Origin of the sequence: Methylocaldum sp. RMAD-M (assembly GCF_017832375.1) — a bacterium.
GTDB lineage: Bacteria > Pseudomonadota > Gammaproteobacteria > Methylococcales > Methylococcaceae > Methylocaldum.
Map to the genome: position 1 here is coordinate 1 of NZ_JAFIBZ010000034.1, position 21763 is coordinate 21763.

Below are 21763 nucleotides of genomic sequence, written 5' to 3' on the forward strand. Positions count from 1 at the left end.
CCCACCGTTCGGTTGCGTCCGTCACCCGCAATTGCGCCAAATTCACCGCTAAAGGCGATCTTAAAAGTCGCCGCGTTACAGGGTTGTGTCAGTGGGTGGTGAATATTCACCAGTCACACTGTGAAATAGTTCACTGAATTTCCCTGGGCGCTCGGATATCCGCGCCGAGGGAATGGTATTGACGAGACCCCTCGATGCGTTTGCCCTGAGCGTGTGGAAGGACGTGGGCAGGGAGCTTTTCGGAAGGCTCAGGCCGAAAGGGACATTAAGATATTGAAGGCCGGGTTAATGCCCGATTTGGAAGGCTGAGACACGCGCCATCAACGGCGTTTCACGCCCGCCGAGTGGCGGGCTTGCAGCGCGAAGCCGCCTGCGTATCTGAGGACGCCGAGGGGATTGGTCGTGGCCGTGACCGGCCCGTCTGTAGACGGCCGTACCGCCAGTCAAGGCCATCTTAGTTGCAAATAATCCTGGTTCGAGGCGGATGATTGCAGGTCGTTATACATAGCTACCGGATTAAACGCAGAGCGGCTAATGTTGCAAGGTGGAGTGGATAAAAGACATAAAAAAATCGCTGATAGCGTGGCACCTCCACGTCAACCCGCCGTGCTAGAAGCACCACCGGCACGGCAAGGAGCCCGTATGCCGAATTGTTGATCAGGGCCAGCAGGCCCGATAGAACCAGGAAGGCGAAGCAGTCCCAAGCTCCGCCGAACCGAATCCAACGGTAAACGGCGTACACGTAGGCGACACCGATCCAAAGCATGTCTACGAGTGCGCCGCCGACAATCCCGAACGCGACCATTCCAAGCCATCCGGCCCAACCATCCCACCGTCTATCGATCCAAACGACGCCGGCAGCAACGGCGAATGTAAACAGAATATTGAGTGGCCAGGCCAGGCTGAGTGCTAGGACATAAAACGGCAATGCCACGGCGCCAACGAGGACTAGCCGCGTTACAATGCGGGGCATCGCTACGGTATCGGCTCGGGTCAGGTTGTAACCGAAGACGAATCCGAACAGGGGACAAGCCAAGCGGCCAAACTCGCTGAATCCGGCAATCTCTCCATTGGCGAGCGAACGATTTACGTGATCGGCCGTCATCGAGAGCACGGCAAGCCATTTGAGGGCTTCGAGCGTTCCGTTACCGACCCGAATCCCCCAGGAGCTCACCGTTCGAGTTCCCGTCCATTCTCCCTGGTACGCTCAGGCAGTGAATGTACCGTGGCGTTTCCCGTCCCGGTGTATGTCACAGACACTCGATCGCCCACATTTGGGATATACGACAGTTTCGCTCTATCGAGCTCCGCAACGCTCTTATCGTTTCGTTCGATCTGTACCGCACTGTCTGTGATCGCGACCACGCGTCCAACTGTTGGCCGTGGACTCCCTACACCGATTTCGTCATATTTATCCTGCACATAACTCCTGATCCGTTCGTTTGTGATAGCCGGCCTCGGAGACTGGCTGATGTGACCGTCTACAATTCGGTCGGCTTGCTGTGGTGCTTCTGGCTGTCTGGCCATCACTTCGCTCAATGCGGCATTTGCCCGAGCGAACATGTCCCCGGTTCTTGGTTGTTCGCTGGATTCGTATCGGGGCGCCCATGCGCCATCCTTTTTTACGTACTCAATTCGTTCCTGTCCGACCGTTCCGTGAAATCGCTGCGCGCCTATTTTCTCCGCCTCTGCGATGGCTTCCCCAATAGTCTTAACGCTATGGATGACCCCGTATTCGCCTACCCGCGGATCAAAGATCTCGAATTTATTCGGTTGCTTAGCGTTCATTACCATCTGTCCATCCCGTGATTGGTCGCTTTGCGGATCGCCTCGCGCGCCTCGGACGGCACGGGCGCGTTGTCGAGTACGAACAAACTGTTCGATACCGCCCGCGCAACATCGCTGCCGAACGTCTCGGCGATCTGCTGCGTGAAATTGTTGGCGTCTAGCCCAACGTACAGAAGCACAGCTTCACGCAAGCGAAGCTGCCCAAGCATCGTATCCACGGACACTTCTCGCGCTCGTTGAAGCTCGGTTTGTAGCTCGACGACGAATCGCTCCAGGCGCTGGATTTTCTCGATCAGCGCCGTTTCGACGACGGCATTTGCGATTTCACTGCTCATCGTCAGCCTCGCCAGCGGAGAACGCAGACATACCCTTGCCTGTCGGGCCAACGACCACGGTATGGCCGACATCCCCTTCGTGGAACTGGAACGCGAACGGAAGCCGCGTAGTGCAGTTGCCGAAAAACACACTCAAATCCGGATACCCCATTTTTCCTCCCGATTGCTCGTTTCTGTGTCATGTGACTTTCGCAGCGAAAGTTAGGCGACACTTATCGTCGTAGTGCCATTACGGTTTGCGTTCCTGAAGACGCTTTACTATCCAATACCTCACGCGGTCCGCCGCAGCGACCGCCAAGCTGGAAAGAAAAGCGGCAACTAACCAATGCCGTTCCCCAATAAGCACGAAGAAGACCGGATAGGCCAGCAACGCGATAATGAATAAAACGAGAAATTTCGGCCAAGTCAGCTCGTACTTATCCAGCATGATCGGCTTCCCGATAATAGATGCCGGTCATCACCCGGCGCTTGTTCTCAAGCCGGGCGAACTGGACGACGACATCGATCCGCTTGCGAACCATTCGATGGATCTGATCCCACGACATCGTTTGGCCGCGCTCCGTGTCCATGACCATGTCGGTCAACCGCTCGAAGCACTCATCCGTTGAGTTCGCATGTACCGAACTTACCGAGCCCTCGTGACCGGTGTTGAGCGAATCGAAGAACGCATTGATGCCAGGACCGCCCCGGAGCTCGCCGACAATGATCCGATCCGGCCGGAGGCGCAGACAGGCCATGATCAACGCGTAAAAGTCGACTTTTGCCTTACCCTGGCCACCGGCGGATGCGAGAAGATGGAGCTTGTTGATGTGCGGCACGTCGAGTTCTTGCACGTCTTCGATAGTGAGAATCCGTTCGTGCGCCGGGATAAGTTCAATTAGCGCCTTGAGGAAGGTCGTTTTGCCGCTGGCCGTACCGCCAGATACAACGATGTTCTTTCGCGCAATGACCGCGCGAGCCAGGAATTCTTTTATCTTGCCGGTGCGGTACAGTTCGCCGAGCCCGTAATCGGATTGTGAATGCTGATCCCGCCGCCATGCCGGATCAAAGGAGCCCGCCGCTTCGTACTCGTCGAGCGAGAACTTACGTCCCATGGGTTTTCTGATCGATAAGCCGAATTGCTCAGGATGGCAGGCCGGAGGAATCACGACTTGAACGCGATAGCCTTCCGGCAATTGAGCGGACAGCAACGGCTTTTCTTCGCTGATCACTTGGTTCGTATAAGTCGCGATCAGTCCCGCGAGATCGATTAGACGTTTTCGGCTTAGGTCGTCGACCTCATGCCGAACCATATCGCCCGCGCGTTCGACGAACACCTCACCGGGCCGATTTATCAGCGCTTCCTCGACTTGGGGATCACTCAGGAACGGCCTCAATGGCCCGAGGAAGGCGGATAAAACTTCCGTACTCATTCGGGCGCCGCCTGGCGCATCGCATCCCGGAAATCGAGATCCTGCGCCACGAAGACTTTGACGCGGGTTCCTTGATCGATATGGATTGTGGGTGGAATGCGCAGGTTATAGCGGAGCGCTTCGTTCGCCGTTTGCGCGATATTCCTCGAGATTTCCAAGCGATAGTACGCCGCCGCAGCATCCGAGCCTTGGCTTACTGCGGCTTGGCCAGCAGATCCGACGATGGACAGGAAAATAGCCGTGCCGAACCTTTCAAACCAATGCTTATCGACTTCGCCCGCTAGGCCGGAGCGCCCAACTGAATCCGTGCCGGGACTACCCAAGCTTATGCTCGCGCCGTCCGGTCTGATCGCTCTAGTCCAGATCACGAACACGCGCGTTTGTCCGTTTCTAACCTTGCTGTTGTATTCGCCGATCAATCGAGTCATCCGCGGCAGTAAGATCGTGCCTCCTTGATCACCGTACACATCCTCGTCGATCATCGCCCGAACCTTACCGGGTAGGTCGCTATTGACGGCCGTTTCCAGAACGGCATCGATTAGCTTTCCCTCGGATATTACATGTTCAAGATTCTGCGGGGGCGTGGCTTTTACACGGATTACGGTCGTTTGCTTCGCTTTTTCCCAAAACGCTTCGTCTGAGCTCTTTTCTACTTGTGGTTCTTCGCCAGGAGCTCCGGCCGGCGTGTCTCGCAGTCCGACAACGGCGCCATACTCGTCCCGAATGTATGGATCGCTGTGTTGGCTTGTTGCCATCTTTACCAGCTGTCTGTCTTCTCTCTCTTCTCCGCCACTATCGACCATGATTGGCGCTCGCTGGCGGAGGTATGCCAACTTCTCGGCATCCGTCATGCCTTTCTGCTGTGGCGCGTTGTGCGGCGGTGCTGGAGCTGGCACTGGCGCGGCGAGTTGTACCTTTTCCTCTTTCGGTATCGGTGCAGGTGGCGCCCTACGCATCGAGCCTGGGACAAATTCGTCCGTGCCTTCGCCGAGCGTAGGCGGACCGTCATTTTTCTTGTTGCGGTCAGCGGCAAAGCCGGCGTATAGAATGATCCCAGCCAACAGCCCGAATGCCATCCAAATCACCAAGCCGGTTTTCTTTTTCTGCGGCGGCGAGAGCGGCGCCTCCTTGGCGAGCGCTGCGTCAAGATCGAAGGGTTCCGGTATATGTTGTTCCATGGCGCGTCTCTTATCGGCTCGCGAGTGACGATTTCTCTCGCTGCGGGAAGGCGTCGTTAAACACGCAAGCTACATCGCGATTGTTGTTTGCTCTCAACGTGTATTGCCGCGCGACCCGCTCAACTACCAGCCATTCCCCTTCACGCCGGTAGTTCACCAATGTTTCCTTTTTATCGGAGTCCACCAAGAAGACGGCTGGCACGTTTTCATGCTCGGCGAAACGGAAATACGTGAACTCACCGTCGTCAAACGTTTGGATCGGAGCGGCCCTGCTCGATCCCTTGAACGAGTATTTGAAATTGAACTGCGTGGGAGACTTGGCCTTCGCACCCTGGACGATGCCTTTGTGCTCTGCCTCGGCTTCCTGTTGGGCGATAAGGAGCTCGTCTTCCGGGTACTCAAATTCGACTCGATAGGTGAGTCTGGGGTCATCGAAGCCTTTCGGGCGTATCGCGCGTAGATTGAACTGGTACGAGCGCCGATCGGTGAATATCACTAAATTGGTTTCGGGATTTTCTTCCTGCGGCTTTAGAAACAGGATGTTGCTGCCTTTCTTGGCAACGATTTGCCAAGCTACCGTGTCACCTGCCGATACTCGTGTGATGTGCTCATCTTCTCCGAACCGGACCGCCATCGTGTAGCCGAAAGCGCCAGTCAGCGGAACCACGGCATAAGGGTCATAAACGACCTTCTGTACACGCGCGTCACCATGCATGTAATGCATCTTGGCATCCTTGGCCATGGTTTCGGCGCCGATCACGCATAGGCCCATCGCGAATAAAAAACGTTTCATAAGTCCCCCTCGAATCATTCAATGTGCTGAAATTACGGTCGCTTCCGCCACTTCCTGGTCAACGCGGTACGTCGTCACCTGGAAGCCAAAGGGATTGATGAACAAGTCCTGCTCCGATTCCGGTTTCTTCGTAAATTCAAAGCCCACAACCGCAGCCCAATTTGTTACCGTCTTGTCGCTATTCGTCTTGTCCGTCGTCACGAAGCGCACATGCGCGGTGTTGCGGTTCAAGAAGTTGATGCCGATAACTTCGACGTGCCTAACGACTTTCTCGCCGAACCGCGCCAACATTGAGTTGCCATTGAACCGGTTAAACTCTTCGTTGTATTCCGTCAGCAACTTAGGCGATAGCAGCAACCCAACGACTCTGCGCCTGTAGTCTTCGTCACCCCGTTCCCAGGTTTCCCGTGCGATGACGAATTGGTTGACGAGGTTCTTGATGACGCCTTCATCCGCCGTGAGCTTGGAAACGTCGTCGCTGTAGTTAACGGCACGCACGACGCCTGTTTGCTCGTTGTACGTGATCACGACAGGAGGCTTGACCTCTTTAAGCCGCTTCGCAAGTTCCGCCACGGCGCCGACCGCTACGCCTGCTATGACGAGACACAGACCAGCGAAGACATAGGCGCGATTGCGTGAGACTTTCGCCGACCGAATGACTTCGGCATCCCACTGGTCAGCGTTCTGGTAATACTGAGCTCGCATATTTTTTTACTCCTTTGCGTTTGCCGCCCACTGATCTCGTCACACGACTTTCGCTGCGAAAGTCGTTACGTCCATCACGCTGCTTCGCGCCGCTTTTCTGCCGACTGCGCAATTTTTCGAGCCGTCTCGATCTTTCCGAGCTCAACATTCGAACCCCAGCGCTGTGCCGCTCGATCACGCAGATAACGCGCTCCCATACCTATGCCCGTCATTTCGCGAGCAAGAGGCTTCGTGAACATGTCCGCCATTGCGCTAGCGCCAGAAACGGATGCCGCACCCACCATGCCCCCGGCGATACTCGGAACTTGGCGAATCAAGTACCACATAGCGACCATCACAAAGAGGGTCACAGCCGCAGTCGTTAGGTCGATAAGCCCCGTCTCGGCTTCCGCGATGTTCTCGTCGAGAAGCGCTAGAGAGAAGGCGATTACGCCCGTAGCTAAAACCGGGATTACTGTGAAACCGACGACAGACCGCACCCAAGCGCCAAAGATGTCACGTGTTGCGCTGAACATTGCTGTCGGTATAAATGCCGGACCTAGGACAACGGTTATGGCAAACGCCATTTTTGAGAACAGCAGTACGAATGCCCCAAAGCCTAGAAGAAGCACTCCGCCTATCAGGATGAAGAGCCCCGCAAACAGCGGCTCCCAATTGCCCATGATGTCGAACTGACTCAGGAGCGCGTTAAAGCCTTTTAAGATGCGCCCGAACGCCTGCTCGATGACTGTCCCTCCCGATATGGCGCCTTCACCCGGAGCCGCGGCGCCGCCGTAGTCGCCGATCTGCATTAAGACGCCGCCGAGTTGATCCTGAATCGCCTGCAAACTGCCATAGGCCCAATCGCTAAATACCCCCCAATTCAACCCGACGTAGCCAATCAGGCCGCCACGCATCATGGTCATGCTTATGTCGGTAAAGTTGCCGCGGCCGGTGCGGAGATAGTTAATTCCCCAAATTATCGTGAATAGCGTGAAGCCGGTCCAAAACGCCGGCGCTATCTCGTTCGCGACGGACTGATACCCGCCGGCGACGTAGTCCGTCGCTAGGTCGTCCACCTTCGCAAACATGTTTTCGATGCCTGCCATGGCTCAGCACCTATTTGGATCCATTGATCAATTTGTCGGCTGCTTTCATCGACCGAGCCAAGTAATGCGCTTTTTTCGCCTGGCCCATCGTCACCGAGCAATAATCGAACTTCCATGGCTCTCCGTCGTATTGGCCCTGCTCGCAGTTCTTGTCTTCAGCATTGGTCAGAGCCTCGTTCGATTTGAGTTCGGCCAAGCTGTGCGGCGGCTTAGCTACATCCACAGCCGGGACGGTGAAATACCGAACCGCGAAGCCGCTGCCAAAGCCAAATACATAGGCGGCGGCAGACCCGAGGATCACAGCAGTTTTGATGTCCATTCTTACGTCCTACGTATCTGGTTTAGTTGATAACTAGGCCCACAGTCACCGCCAATGCTGGCGCAGGGTGCAGTGAGCTCGCGTTTGTTGAGGTTGGCGCATCCTGATACAAGGATTGCCATCAACACTGCGATGAGTCTCATTAGCTTTCTCCATGAGAGCCCCGCCCAGTTGGGCGGGGGATGTCGTCACCTAAAACACCACCTAATTGATCATCTGGTCAGCGATCTGGTATGCCCTCGTAAAACGGCGTTGGCCATTGCCGTAGCGGGTAAGCTCTTGCTGTCCGGTAGCGGCATTCTGCGCCAGGGCCATCGCCTGCAATCGCGCCTGGTATTGCTGCATCAGCAAGTTCTCGTAGACCAACCTATTGTTAAGATCCACCGCGGCTTTTAGGTCCGCCGTGTTCTCGATCTGCGCGCCGAGTACCTGCATCCTCCCGGCCGTCTCGTTCATATCGGCTAGCACCTGCTCTGCGGTTGCGCGGCTCACATGCGTCATGCCGGTAGCGTCGCCATACGAGTTCATCTCTTCCGCGCGCTGGTCTGAAAGCAAAACGTTGTCCTCAGTCACCGGCGCATACACGTTCCGCAGATCATTCACGCGAGCGCCTAGCACACCGTTCATGTTGATGCCGGCTCTGTACTCGGCAAGCATCTGGTTAACGCCGTTCTGCACCCAATTGCCCATTTGGTCCTCTACGCCGCCCCTGGCGATATTGCCTATGCCACGAGATCCGGTGATCGCTTCATATTCGGCCTTGAGCGTGTCGTACTGGTCCTTCAGTACCGAAAGCTGTTCCGCCGCTTTCTGTACCTGCATCGCCATATTCGCGGCCGTCTGGATGTTCTGAGCCAAATTAGCGGTATCAAGCACTAGGTCGATGGCGTTCGCAGGCATGGCCATGGACCCCACCCCGATCACCAGAGCGGCCGCAACCATGGCCTCGTGGCGAAGATCGTATTGCGATAGAAATCTCTGAATCTTCACTTTCATAGGGTTTTTCTCCTTGAGTTAAAAATCGGCAGCCAAATTGCCGGGTCATCGCCAACCTCCGCACGGATCTTGTCCAGAAGTTGAACAGTGTTCTTGTTACCCGAAAGCACGGCGATAAAGTCGTCCATGCCGTTCATGTCCAGTCGACACAGCACGGTTTCGTGGCTGTTCTTCACAAGAAAGCACCTCGACTCTGGCGAAAGTCCTTCCTTCAGCAACTTGAATTGCTTTTCACTCAAATCCAAATAGCCGCGGTAGGTGTCACGATCAGCCCGGGGATTCGGGAAAAGAATGGCTGTCTCTGACTGCTGTTTGATCGCTGCGGCGGCCTCTGACTGGATGATGCTTTCTGGCGCTTGAGTCGCTAGTGCTACAAAACCGTTGCGCTTGCGAATAACGAACTCGAAATTTTCGATTTTTTTGCACATGATCGGATCGCTGAGGCTTTTCCAGGCCTCATCTAGAAACAATCCGAACGGCTGGCCATCGAGCATCAATTCGACATTGTGGAACAACCAGAGCAGCGCCGCCCGACGCGCGAGCGTATCGTCCAAAATGTCCGTCATATCGAATCCGGTAACTAACCGATCGATATCCAGCGTGTTCTCTTCGTTATCGAACATCCAACTTAGCCGGCCATCGCCATACCAAAGCCGAAGTCGCTGCGCTAGGTTGTTGCCTTCATACACGCCGAACAGTTGCGCAACGTGGCGGAGGCGACGCTCTTTCTTCGTCAGAATCGGATCGAAGCCGCTGGCGACTACTTCGTCTATCTTCAACAGTTCTTCGGTTGTCAGCGTCTCGCCGCCAACAGTCAGCATGGCCCTGTACAAATCAGTAAGAAACGCCCGGTTCAGCGGCGTGTCGTCTAAGTGAAGCGGGTTCCAGCCGGTCGGCTGTCCCGCGCGGATCTCGAAATACGCTCCGCCGACAGCGCGGATGAAGATCTCCATTCCGCGATCTTTATCGATCAAAACTCGGCGGCCCCCATACTTCAGCATTTCCGAAAACAGAAAGCAGGACGTGAGAGTCTTACCGCTGCCAGTGGGACCGATGACTTGCGTATTGCCCCGATCGGCTACATGAAAGTTGAAGTGGTACGGTGTCCCCGATGACGACTGCAACACCGTGACTGACGGACCCCAATGTGCCCGTTCCCGACCATGCGGATAATTGTGCAAGCTCACGAAGTGAGAAAAGTTCTTCGTGGATATGCGAGCCGCGCGGGTAATGAATTTCCAGTTCGCCGGAAGCTGAGCGTAATAGGCGGCTTCTAAGTTCACGTCCTCACGTACGCCAGTAATGCCTCGACTGCCGAGCACGGCGCTACAATCAGCGAGCAGACGGTTTAGGTTCTTGTAATCATGAGTCCATGTCATGATCGTGAAGTGATGCAGCCCAAACCCGCTGTCTCCGAGCGCTTCGTCCATAGCCGCATCAAGTTCTTCTGTTTGGCTTACGCCCTTGTCATGCGTGCCGCGTAGCCGTCCTTGCTGGCGTTGTATCTCGCTTTGCGTGAGCGCCCGCTCTTCACAGCGAAAGCTTTGCGTAAGAATGAATTCCTGAGGCACTGTCAGAAAGTCATTCGTCAGCGACGGAGCTGTCCAAGCGTTGTACTCTTTGATGCTGATAATGCCGCCATAGAGCCGGTCAGCCATGCGCCGAATTTCGATAATGCCGCTGTCATGAAAGATCGGTCGCACGTTTGGCAGAATCTTTGCGATCGGTTGATTCGGCAGGCTGTAGCGCTGTTCGGAAAGGTTGAGCAGAAAGCCTAGGAAGCTCATGACTTCCGATTGCGGACCGTACTCCGTATCAATCACGCGCAGCACGCGCGGGTCGTAAGCGCGAAGATGGGACAGAATGTTTTGCACGACTTCGCCAAGTCTTACCCGTGCTTTTGCTTCGTAGGCTCGACGTTCGGCGTCGTCCATTTTGTGAGACAAAGCCGTGAATAGGTGCTGAGCGCTACGAATGGCGCCTTCGCCTTGCTTGTGCACTACGGTGAGGTAGAGCTCATTCACGTACTGCTCACGCTTACTGAGCTGTGCTTTCCAGGCGTTGCTTAGATCGCGAGCGAATCCGGCCGGCTGTGCGCCTTCTGGTAAGACCGTCTTTTTGCGGCGGATCGTATGAGCGTACAAGCCAATATCCGAGCTATTGAAGCTACGAAGCAGCGAGTTACGGACCATAGCCCGATGATTGATTATGCTTTGGTCTTCCGTCTCGAAAGCGAAGCCGCCGATACGGATGACTTGGAGAAAATTGCCTTCGACGGTCTTTACCGTCTGATCGTCGACATGGCAGGTGTACGGTATATATTCGGAGGCTTTCACCTCCAGCCGCTGCTCGCGAAGAGAGCGGCTTTCGGGTTGTTTTACGTGGCGCCAGAACATTGACTGACTCCTAAAACGGATCGTAGCTGTTGCCACCCCAGGCCGAACGCCGCCGGCACTTCATGAAGTAGCGGCTTTTGGCGATCCAAATGTCAAACGACCTCGGGTCCTTGAGACACACCAGATAGCCAAACAGCCACAGTGCCGGCGCTGTTGCGAGCGCCCACAACATGCTTTTCGCCCCGACGTAGATGGTTACAACGATCACCATACAGATAACGGCGTAGCTGTCTGTGACGCCCAGGATCATGGGAGGTCTGGTGAGCCCTTTGTACAAGGGCTCTACCATCTCTTGCTCTTGTTCGGCGCTGTTCATCAGCCCGCGAACATATCAACGAGCGTTGCCGCCCCGAAGATAATGCCAATCGCCAATATCACCTGAAGTGCCCTGGTCCAATCGATCCGGCCAGTCAAAGCACCGATGCCAAACCCAATCACCGCGATGATTGCAATCGATCTGGCCACGCCACCGTTCAACAGATCGATCAGGCTTTGTAGGCCAGACTCGATCGCATTGCCGGCTGCTAACGCGTCTGCGGACATGGTCAGCAGTGTGAGCGTGATAAGTGCCTGTCTATTCACTACCTTCTTTAGTTGCTTTTTCATCGATCACTCCTTCGTCAGCTTCCAAAATCACTTTCATTTCTCTGATGCCTGGCAGGATCTCCTTAAGCTCTCGTATCGCCGCCCCGATATCCCGCCACTTCTTCTCGCCGCCTCTCGCGGAGATCACTCTCGCCCGTCCTTGACTGGTAACGACTTGGGCTTCCCACCAGTTGTGCGGTCCTTTTCCTGGCACCGGGTGGAACTCAATTCCTATCCCGCCGTTTTGCTCTATCCACATTTTGGCTAAGAGGCGTTGGTCCACTAGAAACATGACCAACACCCCTGATTTTGGCGAGTTACATCAATTTTAGTCATCGCATAACCTATTTTGTAAACATAAAACTATTTGTGTCAATCAAAAAATTCTTCTTGTATTACAATAGTGATTGAACTTGTTGTCCTCTGCAGTTATGTTGTTAGGAAGCATGCTTCTTAACACGGAGGACAGGTATGTCAACAAAACAGGCGTTTACGTTTATCACGGCGCTTTCTGTCGCACAGTCAGCCACCGCCTTTTGCTGGAACGAAGCCGCCGGCGCTTACGGCCTCGATCCGCGATTGCTGGCTGCGATTGGAAAAGTGGAGAGCGGGTATAACGCCAGGGCTTACCGAGCCCCATACGCAGCCGGCAACCGAAACGGCACCTATGACCTAGGGGTGATGCAAATCAATTCGCAAGAATTGCCGGGACTGGCGGCGCAAGGGATTACAGAGGAATCGCTGCTTGATGATCCATGCGTAAACATATTCCAGGGCGCGAGGATTTTACGAGAGAAGATCAACCGGGTTGGACCTACGTGGAGAGCCGTGGGAGCCTATAATGCTGGCGAAAAGGGCAGCGCAAAAAAACAGCGCCAGTACGCTCGGGCCGTCCAAGTTGCCTACGATGAACTCCTCGATAAACCTCTTCCGCAGCCATCCACTTCCACACAACAACTGTCTGCTAACGTCTCCGTTTTACCTCGCCGCACGGACCGTATAGATAAGGCTCCTACGTCATTCGTGATCGATATCGAGTCAGATCGCGCTGATACTGACGAAGAAGCGCCAATTCAGAGTCAGGAGCAGGACCAAACCGATCTGATCGATATTGAATGAGTGTCGTCTCGATTCTCTATCTGTAAAGACGGTGGGATCAGATACGGGGCATGAGGTATGCGGTCCCACGTTTTAAGCGTTCATCCTATGGTCGAACACTTATTCGGGAGATTAGTGTAATGGTGGCGTAACACTTTTTCTGTCAGCCATAGATGAAAAACGCGTAGGACTTTACTTACATTAACTTTCGCTGCGAAAGTCGCGCTGAGCATGGGCGTTCCCCTGCGCTCCGCTCTGGGTCGGGCTGCTCCGGGCTGCGCTCTCGCTCCGGTCCCTTCACTCTGCCGCGGGACTACCCCTATACATCCCTAACGCAATTGGCCCTGGCAGGAAGATGGGTGGGTCGCTGCGCCCGCCAATCCCTGGCTGGCTGCGCTCGATCGACCAATGCTCTATACGCCGAGGCCTCGGCGGCGATGTCCTGGTGCTCGCGCTCTGCTTCGCGAAGCAGCGCATGGCTAAGAAAGAAGAGAGCCCTGCCTTGAAAGCTCGATCGGTTCATGGCGCATCCGCGCGGCCGACACTAAACCAGGGCATAGCCGCAGCAACGGCAGTGACTTATGCCCCACCCGAAGGGTTGACTCTATCACGTCGGCTACCTCGCTCCGCTCGATTAACCGGCAGTTCAATCCATAGACATCGATAAAGCTTGGCAGGAAAGGGGGCTGGGGGAAGGCGATTCCCGCGGCATCATATATATAAAAAACTATTGACAAATTAAATACTTATGTTTACTATAGAGCCATATTCAGCGGATTGCTGAATACCGTGCCGGGCGGTTTCCCGGTCCAGCTTTGGAGGTTCAGCATGGCTACTCTTTTCGTTCGCGATATCTTCGGTAACTACGCGGCTGCGGAGCCGGAGGCTGTTCTTTTGGAAGCGAAGCGAGTTATTGCGCGAAAGTTCCGTCGGGGGCGGGCGCTCACGTCTCCGGCTCTTGCAAAGGAAGCGCTCATCTTCGAATTGGCGGATCGCGAGCATGAAGTATTCGGCATGATCTGTCTCGACAATCAACACAGGATCATCGAATCCGTGGAACTCTTCCGGGGAACCATAGACGGCGCCAGCGTGTTTCCGCGCGAGGTTGTTAAAACAGCCCTCGACGCCAATGCCGCTGCCGTCATGTTTTATCACAACCACCCGAGCGGCGTAGTTGAACCCAGCCAGGCGGATCAACAGATCACACAGCGTCTTAAACAGGCATTCTCGCTGATCGAGGTCCGTGTGCTCGATCATTTCATCATTGGCGGAATAGAGGCGTACTCCTTTTCGGAATCAGGCCTTTTGTAGCAATTTTGGCGGGCGGGTTTCGGCCCGCCCCTTTCTTGTCCGATCCGGGCGGTTTCCCGGTCCATTTTTGGGAGTGCAAAAATGTCTCAACTCATCAAGAGCGTCAGCATCGAAAACATGGTTAACCAACGCAAAGGTGTGGTGGACCGCATCCGCCAGGCATTGGAGCTGCTGGCTGAGGCTGAGAAAATTGCTAGCAGCGCGCATGTGGGATTTCCGCGCCTGGTTATCGATAACGGTTACTCGCTGCGTGGCCGCGCGGCGGTTACAGGACCGTACGCGAACCGCAGCGAGGCCGAAGCGTGCATGATCCGTACGGTAGACGCTGAGGCATGGAAGTATCTGATGAACGAGTCGGGATTACGCACATTTATGGACGCGGCGGCCCGTGAAAAGTGGGACAAGCAGATTGCCGAGGGCGATATTCCCGAGCTTACAACCGGGAACGTCAAGGCGACATTCGGTCAGCTCTACAATGCGCGGGGAGACATGTTCGAACGTGGCGTTCTCGAATGCTTCCGGCGCCTGTCCTGGGACTACAGAACGAACCAGCCGTTCAAGTTCGGAAAGCGCATCATCGTGTCTTATCTGTTCACCAATGGAACGCCGAACCACCGCGTTACCGACGAACTGGACGATCTCATGCGGGTCTTTCATGTCCTCGATGGCAAGCCCGAGGCCGACCACCGCCAGGGCATGTATTCGCTGATCTGGACCGCATGGCGCGAGCGTCGGGAAAGTGAGGTGGAAAACGATTATTTAAGCGTTAAATGGTTCAAAAAGGGCACTGGGCACGTAATATTCAAGCGCCTAGACCTAGTTGACCAAATGAATCGAATTTTGGCTAAACACTATCCTGGCGCTTTGGCGGACGCCTCCAAATGATAACGATGTATATAAAAAACTATTTACAATATAAATATATTTATTTACTATAGAACCATGTTCAGCGGATCGCTGAGCACCGCGCCGGGCGGTTTCCCGGCCTCACTCGCGCATGCAGGAGCTATCTATGTCGATTAACCGTTTTGTCGTAACGGGGCTACGTGGGAGCCTACCCCGAACTTTGGTATACCGCAACGACGGGCAGGAGGATAACGTCGATTTGCCTGTTTTTTGGGTTTCGCTGCGAAAGTTGCCGGCTTGAGGTAAGGGGAATGACCGTGACAATAGTGGTTAGCAATCAAAAGGGGGGCGTGGGTAAAACCATGTTCTCCGTGCATCTTGCCGAATACTGCGCTGAACGCGCCAAGGTTCTATTTGTGGATGTTGACGGCCAAGGCAACAGCACTCGGTTTTTCCTCGACGATCGAGCCAAGGCCGGCAAAGGAGCCTCGCGTCTGTTCTCGGACGGGGAGGCCCCGGAGATCATCAAGGTGCGCGAAAACCTTGCGATTATTCCGGCTGACAAAACGCTGAATGACGTAGAAGCAGCACCGCTCGAGGTCATTATGCTGCCTCGGCGACATTTGGCCGCATGTGCCGCCGGTTACGATGTAGTCATCATCGATACGCCGCCTTCCCAGGGGCGCCGCTTGTTGGGTGCTTTGATAGCCGCCAACGCCGTGGTAACGCCATTAGGGCTGGACAAAGCCAGCTTTGAAGGTATCGAGGATCTGCTGAACGATATTAAGGTGGTCCGTGCAAAGATGAACCCGAGCATGCGCCACATTGGGATTCTGATCAATCGATTCAAACCTGCGAACAAGGAGCAGCGCGCCAACCTTCGAGCACTGCAGGCAGATTTAGGGGATCGAGTGTTATCGACGGTCCTACAAGACCGCTCTCCGGTCGGCACTGCTTTCGACAATCGCAAACCGATATGGAAGCGGAGCAAGGGCGAAAGCGCACAACGGGCCGCGCATGAATTTCGGGCGGCTTGCGAACTGGTTTACACGAGGGCCACGGCATGAGCGCATTATTTTCTAAAAGTTTGCATGAGTTGTTGGACGATGCTAACGCGGAAACACTGCGACTCATTCCCATTGATCTAATCGACCCGGACCCGGACCAGCCACGCAAGGAATTTATGGAAGGATCGTTGCGGGAATTGGCCGAGTCGATGAAATCCGAGGGGCAGATAGAGCCTATCGAGGTCACAGAAAGCGGTGACGGACGTTATATGCTGGTAATCGGCGAAAGGCGTTGGCGAGCCGCCCAGTACGGCGGCATCGCCGAGCTGGAGGCAAAAATTAAAACACTGGACCCGCGTCAGCGCTTGCGCCGTCAACTCATAGAGAATTTACAGCGGGAGGATATGTCGGCGCTGGACACCGCTCGCGCGATCAAGCGCTTGGTGGAAACCGAGGGCAGCGCGGTAGCTGCCGCAAGAGCCATCGGCAAAAGCGAGGCTCAAGTCTCTAAATACCTGTCTGTGCTCAATCTGCCGCCCGCCGCAAGCGAACTGGCAGCCACAAAAGTCACTCGCGACGTCGAAACACTTACGACTCTGGCGAAGATCGAGCGGGATGATGAGAAAGCAGCTCAAGCTATCGTCGAGGAAGCGAAAGCTACAGGCAAAATCTCGCGCGGAAGAGTTCGAGAAATAGCCCAACAGCTTAATGGGTCACTGCAAGGAAAACGCAATATGCGGAAGCTGAATGCTGATGCGGTCGACTCTGGCAACAAGGCAAGGACGCCTCGACAGCCCATTATTACCGCGGCTGAGCTTCAGAATAACGATCCCAAGCGGGAATCTAAGAGAAATGGCAACGGCGTGACTCAGCCTGTAGAGATACGCCGCACAGCTGCTCAAGAGGATGCAACATGGGCGAGCATTCGCAGCCCTGATGAGATCGTAGCGGAAATACGTCGTCAAGCTGCCCAAGACGATCCGACATGGGCAAGTATTTTGATGCGCGACCTGTTGATTCTCTGCGATGAATACGAACGACTGAAAATCAGGCAATAGTAGGTAATCAGCCACGATTGCCGGCATACCGGCAATCGTGGCCTTTAATGGTTTATCGATATGAGTAGATTATCAAAGATGGCTGGCGCACTAACACCCAGCGAGTTTGACCAGGCAATGGCGCGATTTCCAAGAATGTCGATCAAGGCTCGAAATGTCGCGCGCGCGATTCTGGTGGACGGGCTTACCTTTGATGAAGTAACGAGCACGTACGCGACAAGCCGGCAATTAGCCCATTCGTGGGCCTCCAAGGTGTATGAGGCATTCACTCCGGCTGGATGGGAATCAGAGTTAATTGTGCTACCGCCCGAAAAGATGAAGCTTGTTCGTGCCATGGAACGAGACGCGCGCGCCGAATGGGAGAGCTCGCTAGAGCATGGCCGTATTGTCAGGCGGCGAGCGTAGCTGTAGCGGGCTTTATTATCACCAGGAGCTTTTATGCCTATGCGGGATGTAATATGACATATCGAGTTTACTTGCGGTGGCCGGCTCAGAAAGTCACAGACAAAACGGTGACAGAAAGCCGAACGGTCGCCGAGCTAGCCTATAAAGAGCTGGTGATCCGAACCGATTGGCCAGCCGATGTAAAGCCACTCGGAGTCGCGTTCACCAAAGACGGTAAGCAACTCGCCTACCACAACTTTATGGATCCAAACAAAACAAGCTAGAACTACCTACCTGGTCGGAAGAGGACTGAAATAGAAACGAGCCGGGACTGCCATCAGTGCGTTTTCAGGGCCAGATTAGTTGCAACGATCCGGCCAGCCAAGGACTGGTTCAAATGCAGTTTGCTACACATGGGGGTATAGCAGCTACGCTCGCATCACTGAAATTGATCTATCATCCCGGCTCATGCGGGATTAGGGGTATAGCAGCTACGCGGTTCCGCTCAAGTCCCGGTCTACCTGCAATCCGTGGCAACGCCAGGCTCTTGTTTTCATTCACAAGACGCCTAAGTGCATACATTAGCGCAAAATTTTTTTGATTCTGCAGGGCAGGGGTATAGCAGCTACGGTATAGGGGTATAGAACCTACGCCGCGCCGTTAATGAAGCAGGCAAATTATTGAAAAAAATCAAATTTTAGAGGTGTAGAACGACTTTGTTGGGCTTCAGCCGTACCGGAAGCGTAGCCGCTATACCCCCATTGACGCAGAGATTCCTGGTCACGAGAATCACCCAAACCATATGAGGCCTGGATAATGGAAAACAAAGAACAATTGGCCGAAGTTTTGGATCTACCGGACAGCCAACCTACCGTTCAAACGGCGCGCCAGCGGAGACGCTCGGTTCCTTTGAGCCCTGTCGTTCAATTGCCACTGTGGCCGGAACCCAATCGCGGCATTCCTAACAGCATTCTCCGCTCGGCCTTGTTCGGAGTGGTTCGGCGCGGCCGACGGCGCTATGTGGAAAAGGAACTGATCGCCAGTTGGCCTGGCATCACGATCCGCTACACCGGGATGAAGCTGGACCAGTCCGACCTCGATGTGTGGCTGTTCGCTGTCCATCTTGCCCGTCACCACACGCTCGGCTCGCAGATCCGTTTCAGTGCCTATGGTTTTTTGAATGGCATTGGGCGGTCGCAAGGCAAACAGAACCGCGAATGGCTGAAAGCAGTACTCACCCGACTAACCGCCACTGCTGTGGAAATTGCGGTCGGCAAGCGGACCTATACCGGATCGCTGGTGCACGAGTTCTTTCATGACAGCGATACCAACGGGTATGTACTGACCGTGAATCCCCGCCTTGCGATGCTGTTCGATGACGGCTATTCGCTGCTGGTATGGCAGACCCGAAGCGCATTGCGTTCAGACTTGGCCAAGTGGATCCATTGTTTCGTCCGGTCACATCCACCGGGGGTTAGACACCAAGTCGGCATTGACGGTCTGCTCGAACTCTGCGGCTCTGAAAGCAAGAACATTCGGGAATTCCGCCAACGCTTACGGGAAGCGATGGGTGAGCTGGAGGCCCTCGGCGAAGTGAGTGATTGGTGCGCCAAGGACATTGTCCTCGAGTTCACGCGGGCCGAAACGGAAGCCGATCAAGATATCTCGGTAGGAGTACTCGCGAACGGAGGGCGGTTTGTGAACCCGACCGCCAAACAAAACTTTACGCTTATGGGGGAGTAAAGAATGGCAATCACCGCGAAAGACGTTTCGAAAACTTGCCTGCTGCGACGATGGAGCGCGGCTTGATGGGCTAAAGAAATGGAAGGCCGGCGAGTGCGCCAACACTCGCCGGCCGGGAATCATTCACCCGATTAACCGCATAAGGATGAGATGACAGGTCTCATTATAGCGCTATGATGCGCGACGGGAATAGGTGTGGCCATGATCCGGCCCATCCCCGCTGGTTCGCGCCTCCGGAAAACCATGCCAATAGGCCAGGCGTGCTGCGGCGGCTCATCGCGCGGATCCGCGAGTACTACGTTTCCCCTCAAAAAATCCTCCCCGGCCTCAACGCGGTCAACGAATCCGATCGACAACAGCGGAGCGAGCGGCGCGAGGCGTGTATCGCCCTGCTCGGTTGCATCCTCCATTACACCGAGCTGGTCACCCTCCGTGTCGGCATTCCACAGCCTGATGGATCATTTCAAGGCCTGACGATGGAATTCCTGGCGGAGATTTCCGGTCTCGGCGAACGCCGGGCAGAACGGGCGGTGCACGATCTCAAAGCCGCCGGCATCATTACCGTGCACCCTATCGCGCAACGCATCGATGACTGCGCTTATAAAGGCATCGCGGCCATTCGGACCGTATCTCGCCACTTGTTTGCGGTCTTTGGCCTCGGCCAGTGGCTTGAGCACGAACGCAGGAAGGCCAAGGAACGCCGCGATAAAAGGATGGAAAAGGCCCAGCGGAAAGCCCAAGGCCATATCCGGATGGTGATGAACGCGCAGCATGGCCCTAAACCCCAGATCAATATCGCCGGCGACCGAAAAAAGGACATGACCTCCGCCGCCGAGTTTTTCGCCGGTATTCGGGCGAGTCTCAAAGGCCGCGGTCCGCCCTCATAACCTTTGCCCTGTATCTCTTTTCCATCGCCAGCCATCCCTGGCTCGGCTCCGTTTCGCCTGATGTTCCCTGATCAGGCGAAATTGCCTTTCGAAGCGTGGCCGACGTGGGCTAACCGGCCGTCGATCAGACTGCTTACCCCTGATTTCGATGCTTGAATCGCTCCTTGGCGGAGCCTGTCTGAAAATAAGTGTCGGTGAAGCGAAGCAACAAAGATAGACGCTTAAGATAAATGTCGGTAATTGGTTTAAGGCAGTGGGAGCTTTGAAGTTAAGTGTCTACCACTTTGTCGTTAAGTGGCTCTACTTATTCAATTCCAATTAACAGTACAAGGAATAATGAGTTCGGCACAGCCTCACAACCATCTCACAACGGTATCCCACCCTTGGTCTAAGCGGCTGGACAGCGCTAAACGCGTTGTCCACCTTGCCGGCCAAGCCGGCAACCCTTCGGGCGCTAAGACCCGGACAAATCGCGCTCACCAGGGCCTAACGGCCCTGGCAACCGCTCAGCCGGGCGCGTGTGCGCGTCAAGGGAAAAAGCGACAAAGAAACTGGAAACGCCTCTTAAGCTTTTCAGGAAAAAGGGTAGAAATAACCGCTTCCAAGGTTTTAGGGATCCTTTCAGAAAACGGAAATCAGAGCACATCAAGATGACGTAGTTAATTGATTCAAAAGAACATTATTAACTCATGACATGACCATACAACGAGCCTTACGGCACTGATCGCAAATTATTGATTATCTTATTACTCAGCGCCGCTAACATACGATTTTTGCCGAATTCTGAGGCGGCCTCTATGACGCCTAGCCAAGCTAATCGCCACCTAGACACCTTGTTGGGGTCAGCTCACGAAACGGAAAAAATCGTACGCTAAGCCTCGCCGGGCACTCGTAGCGGTCGGAACTTGCCTTGCTCAACCTGCTTATTCTGCCGCCATATGTAGTCGCCGGTCAGGTTGATGTGCTCCCAGCCCAGCGGAGAAAGATGCGGCAGCAGCCTCTCGTCGATGTTCTTGCCCGAGTCGCGCAGCGCCTGGACTGCCCGCTCCAGGTAGACCGTGTTCCACAAGACGATCGCCGCCACCACCAGATTGAGGCCGCTGGCGCGGTAGCGCTGGTTCTCGAAGCTGCGGTCGCGGATTTCGCCGAGTCGGTTCAGAAACACGGCGCGCGCCAGCGCGTTCTTGGCCTCGCCCTTGTTCAAGCCAATCTGCACGCGGCGGCGCAGCTCGACGTTCTGCATCCAGTCGAGCGCAAACAGCGTGCGCTCGATGCGCCCCAGCTCGCGCAAGGCCACGGCCAGGCCGTTCTGGCGCGGGTAGCTGCCGAGCTTCCAGAGCATCAGGTTTGCCATCGGCGAGTCCTCGCCGGTGAAGGTCAAGTTCTCCTTGACGAACTCGATCCGTACGCCGCGCTTGGTGAGCTTCTGCACGATGTGCCGCAGGTCGTCCAGATTGCGGGCCAAGCGGTCCATGCTGTGCACCACCACCGTGTCGCCCTCGCGCACGAACGTCGGCAGCGCATCGAGCTGCGGGCGCTGAGTGTCCTTGCCCGACGCCTTGTCGGTGAACACTTTGTGCACCTGGACGTGTTCGAGCTGCCGTTCCGGGTTCTGGTCGAAGCTGCTGACGCGGACGTAACCGATGCGATGCCCCTGCAAGATGCCTCCCGAACCGGAAGTGTCAGGCAGAAATCTATGGCCCTTGGCGGCATCCGTCAAGAAATTGCAAACGCCGCTCTATTCTGACGGTTTCGCACGGGATGGTCTGACGCCAGGTTAGGGTATAGTTCAGCTTGACACTATCGAGTTATTCCTTCACATCGGGGAAGATCA

Annotated in this window: 23 protein-coding genes; 7 read left to right on the plus strand and 16 right to left on the minus strand. The window is 55.1% G+C overall.

All coding sequences use genetic code 11. The annotated features are described in order from the left end of the window. Positions 1 to 508 precede the first annotated feature (508 nt). The 15 genes from JOD69_RS21235 to JOD69_RS21305 all read right to left on the minus strand — a co-directional run bounded on the left by JOD69_RS21235 (position 509) and on the right by JOD69_RS21305 (position 11887). Positions 509 to 1174 (minus strand): TraX family protein, encoded by a 666-nt coding sequence (locus JOD69_RS21235; protein WP_210024225.1) that lies wholly within the window; start codon positions 1172 to 1174, stop codon positions 509 to 511. Further along, a complete protein-coding gene (locus JOD69_RS21240) occupies positions 1171 to 1788 on the minus strand; it encodes a hypothetical protein (RefSeq protein WP_210024226.1) in 618 nt (205 codons plus the stop codon). Before JOD69_RS21240 ends, JOD69_RS21235 begins: the two co-directional genes overlap by 4 nt. Beyond that, positions 1788 to 2123, minus strand: coding sequence for a hypothetical protein (locus JOD69_RS21245; RefSeq protein WP_210024227.1), 336 nt, complete (start codon positions 2121 to 2123; stop codon positions 1788 to 1790). Before JOD69_RS21245 ends, JOD69_RS21240 begins: the two co-directional genes overlap by 1 nt. Positions 2124 to 2352: 229 nt before the next feature. Continuing rightward, positions 2353 to 2550, minus strand: a complete 198-nt coding sequence (locus JOD69_RS21250) for a hypothetical protein (protein ID WP_210024228.1) — start codon at positions 2548 to 2550, stop codon at positions 2353 to 2355. Further along, on the minus strand, positions 2540 to 3535 hold the full coding sequence (gene virB11, locus JOD69_RS21255) for a P-type DNA transfer ATPase VirB11 (protein ID WP_210024229.1): 996 nt from the start codon (positions 3533 to 3535) through the stop codon (positions 2540 to 2542). The genes JOD69_RS21250 and virB11 overlap by 11 nt, the downstream gene beginning before the upstream one ends. Further along, positions 3532 to 4713 carry a type IV secretion system protein VirB10 gene (gene virB10 / locus JOD69_RS21260; RefSeq protein WP_210024230.1) on the minus strand — a complete coding sequence of 394 codons (1182 nt, stop codon included), beginning with the start codon at positions 4711 to 4713 and terminating at the stop codon, positions 3532 to 3534. Before virB10 ends, virB11 begins: the two co-directional genes overlap by 4 nt. A gap of 10 nt (positions 4714 to 4723) precedes the next feature. Next, complete coding sequence (gene virB9 / locus JOD69_RS21265) at positions 4724 to 5524, minus strand: P-type conjugative transfer protein VirB9 (RefSeq protein ID WP_348529975.1); 801 nt, start codon at positions 5522 to 5524, stop codon at positions 4724 to 4726. Then, positions 5525 to 6211, minus strand: a complete 687-nt coding sequence (locus JOD69_RS21270; RefSeq protein ID WP_156881801.1) for a type IV secretion system protein — start codon at positions 6209 to 6211, stop codon at positions 5525 to 5527. Positions 6212 to 6285: 74 nt separating this feature from the next. Continuing rightward, on the minus strand, positions 6286 to 7299 hold the full coding sequence (locus JOD69_RS21275; protein ID WP_210024232.1) for a type IV secretion system protein: 1014 nt from the start codon (positions 7297 to 7299) through the stop codon (positions 6286 to 6288). Positions 7300 to 7309: 10 nt separating this feature from the next. Continuing rightward, on the minus strand, positions 7310 to 7618 hold the full coding sequence (locus JOD69_RS21280) for a hypothetical protein (protein WP_210024233.1): 309 nt from the start codon (positions 7616 to 7618) through the stop codon (positions 7310 to 7312). Between the two features lie 204 nt (positions 7619 to 7822). After that, positions 7823 to 8614, minus strand: coding sequence for a type IV secretion system protein (locus JOD69_RS21285; protein ID WP_210024234.1), 792 nt, complete (start codon positions 8612 to 8614; stop codon positions 7823 to 7825). Continuing rightward, positions 8611 to 11010: a VirB4 family type IV secretion/conjugal transfer ATPase gene (locus JOD69_RS21290; protein ID WP_210024235.1), complete on the minus strand. Its 2400-nt coding sequence runs from the start codon at positions 11008 to 11010 to the stop codon at positions 8611 to 8613. Before JOD69_RS21290 ends, JOD69_RS21285 begins: the two co-directional genes overlap by 4 nt. Before the next feature lie 10 nt (positions 11011 to 11020). Further along, positions 11021 to 11299 carry a VirB3 family type IV secretion system protein gene (locus JOD69_RS21295; protein ID WP_210024236.1) on the minus strand — a complete coding sequence of 93 codons (279 nt, stop codon included), beginning with the start codon at positions 11297 to 11299 and terminating at the stop codon, positions 11021 to 11023. A gap of 26 nt (positions 11300 to 11325) precedes the next feature. Next, positions 11326 to 11616, minus strand: coding sequence for a TrbC/VirB2 family protein (locus JOD69_RS21300; RefSeq protein WP_210024237.1), 291 nt, complete (start codon positions 11614 to 11616; stop codon positions 11326 to 11328). Beyond that, positions 11585 to 11887 (minus strand): hypothetical protein, encoded by a 303-nt coding sequence (locus JOD69_RS21305; protein WP_156881808.1) that lies wholly within the window; start codon positions 11885 to 11887, stop codon positions 11585 to 11587. The genes JOD69_RS21300 and JOD69_RS21305 overlap by 32 nt, the downstream gene beginning before the upstream one ends. A 179-nt stretch (positions 11888 to 12066) precedes the next feature. Here JOD69_RS21305 and JOD69_RS21310 point away from each other — a divergent pair, with 179 nt between their 5' ends. The 7 genes from JOD69_RS21310 (at position 12067) to JOD69_RS21345 (ending at position 19929) form a co-directional block, all read left to right on the plus strand. Continuing rightward, positions 12067 to 12714, plus strand: a complete 648-nt coding sequence (locus JOD69_RS21310; protein ID WP_210024238.1) for a lytic transglycosylase domain-containing protein — start codon at positions 12067 to 12069, stop codon at positions 12712 to 12714. A gap of 807 nt (positions 12715 to 13521) precedes the next feature. Then, positions 13522 to 14004 carry a DNA repair protein RadC gene (gene radC, locus JOD69_RS21315; RefSeq protein ID WP_156881810.1) on the plus strand — a complete coding sequence of 161 codons (483 nt, stop codon included), beginning with the start codon at positions 13522 to 13524 and terminating at the stop codon, positions 14002 to 14004. An 81-nt stretch (positions 14005 to 14085) separates the two neighbouring features. Next, complete coding sequence (locus JOD69_RS21320) at positions 14086 to 14889, plus strand: DUF4942 domain-containing protein (RefSeq protein ID WP_210024239.1); 804 nt, start codon at positions 14086 to 14088, stop codon at positions 14887 to 14889. 161 nt (positions 14890 to 15050) lie between these two features. After that, the gene (locus JOD69_RS21325) at positions 15051 to 15917 is read left to right on the plus strand and encodes a ParA family protein (protein WP_210024240.1); all 867 of its coding nucleotides are present in this window, start codon (positions 15051 to 15053) and stop codon (positions 15915 to 15917) included. Continuing rightward, positions 15914 to 16915, plus strand: coding sequence for a ParB/RepB/Spo0J family partition protein (locus tag JOD69_RS21330; protein ID WP_210024241.1), 1002 nt, complete (start codon positions 15914 to 15916; stop codon positions 16913 to 16915). The genes JOD69_RS21325 and JOD69_RS21330 overlap by 4 nt, the downstream gene beginning before the upstream one ends. Before the next feature lie 1200 nt (positions 16916 to 18115). After that, positions 18116 to 19042: a plasmid replication initiator TrfA gene (trfA, locus tag JOD69_RS21340; protein ID WP_210024243.1), complete on the plus strand. Its 927-nt coding sequence runs from the start codon at positions 18116 to 18118 to the stop codon at positions 19040 to 19042. 173 nt (positions 19043 to 19215) lie between these two features. Then, positions 19216 to 19929 carry a replication protein RepA gene (locus JOD69_RS21345; protein WP_210024244.1) on the plus strand — a complete coding sequence of 238 codons (714 nt, stop codon included), beginning with the start codon at positions 19216 to 19218 and terminating at the stop codon, positions 19927 to 19929. Between the two features lie 871 nt (positions 19930 to 20800). Here JOD69_RS21345 and JOD69_RS25300 read toward each other — a convergent pair. Next, entirely contained in the window at positions 20801 to 21649 is an 849-nt protein-coding gene (locus JOD69_RS25300; protein ID WP_348529976.1) for a Tn3 family transposase, read from the minus strand. Between the last annotated feature and the right edge of the window lie 114 nt (positions 21650 to 21763).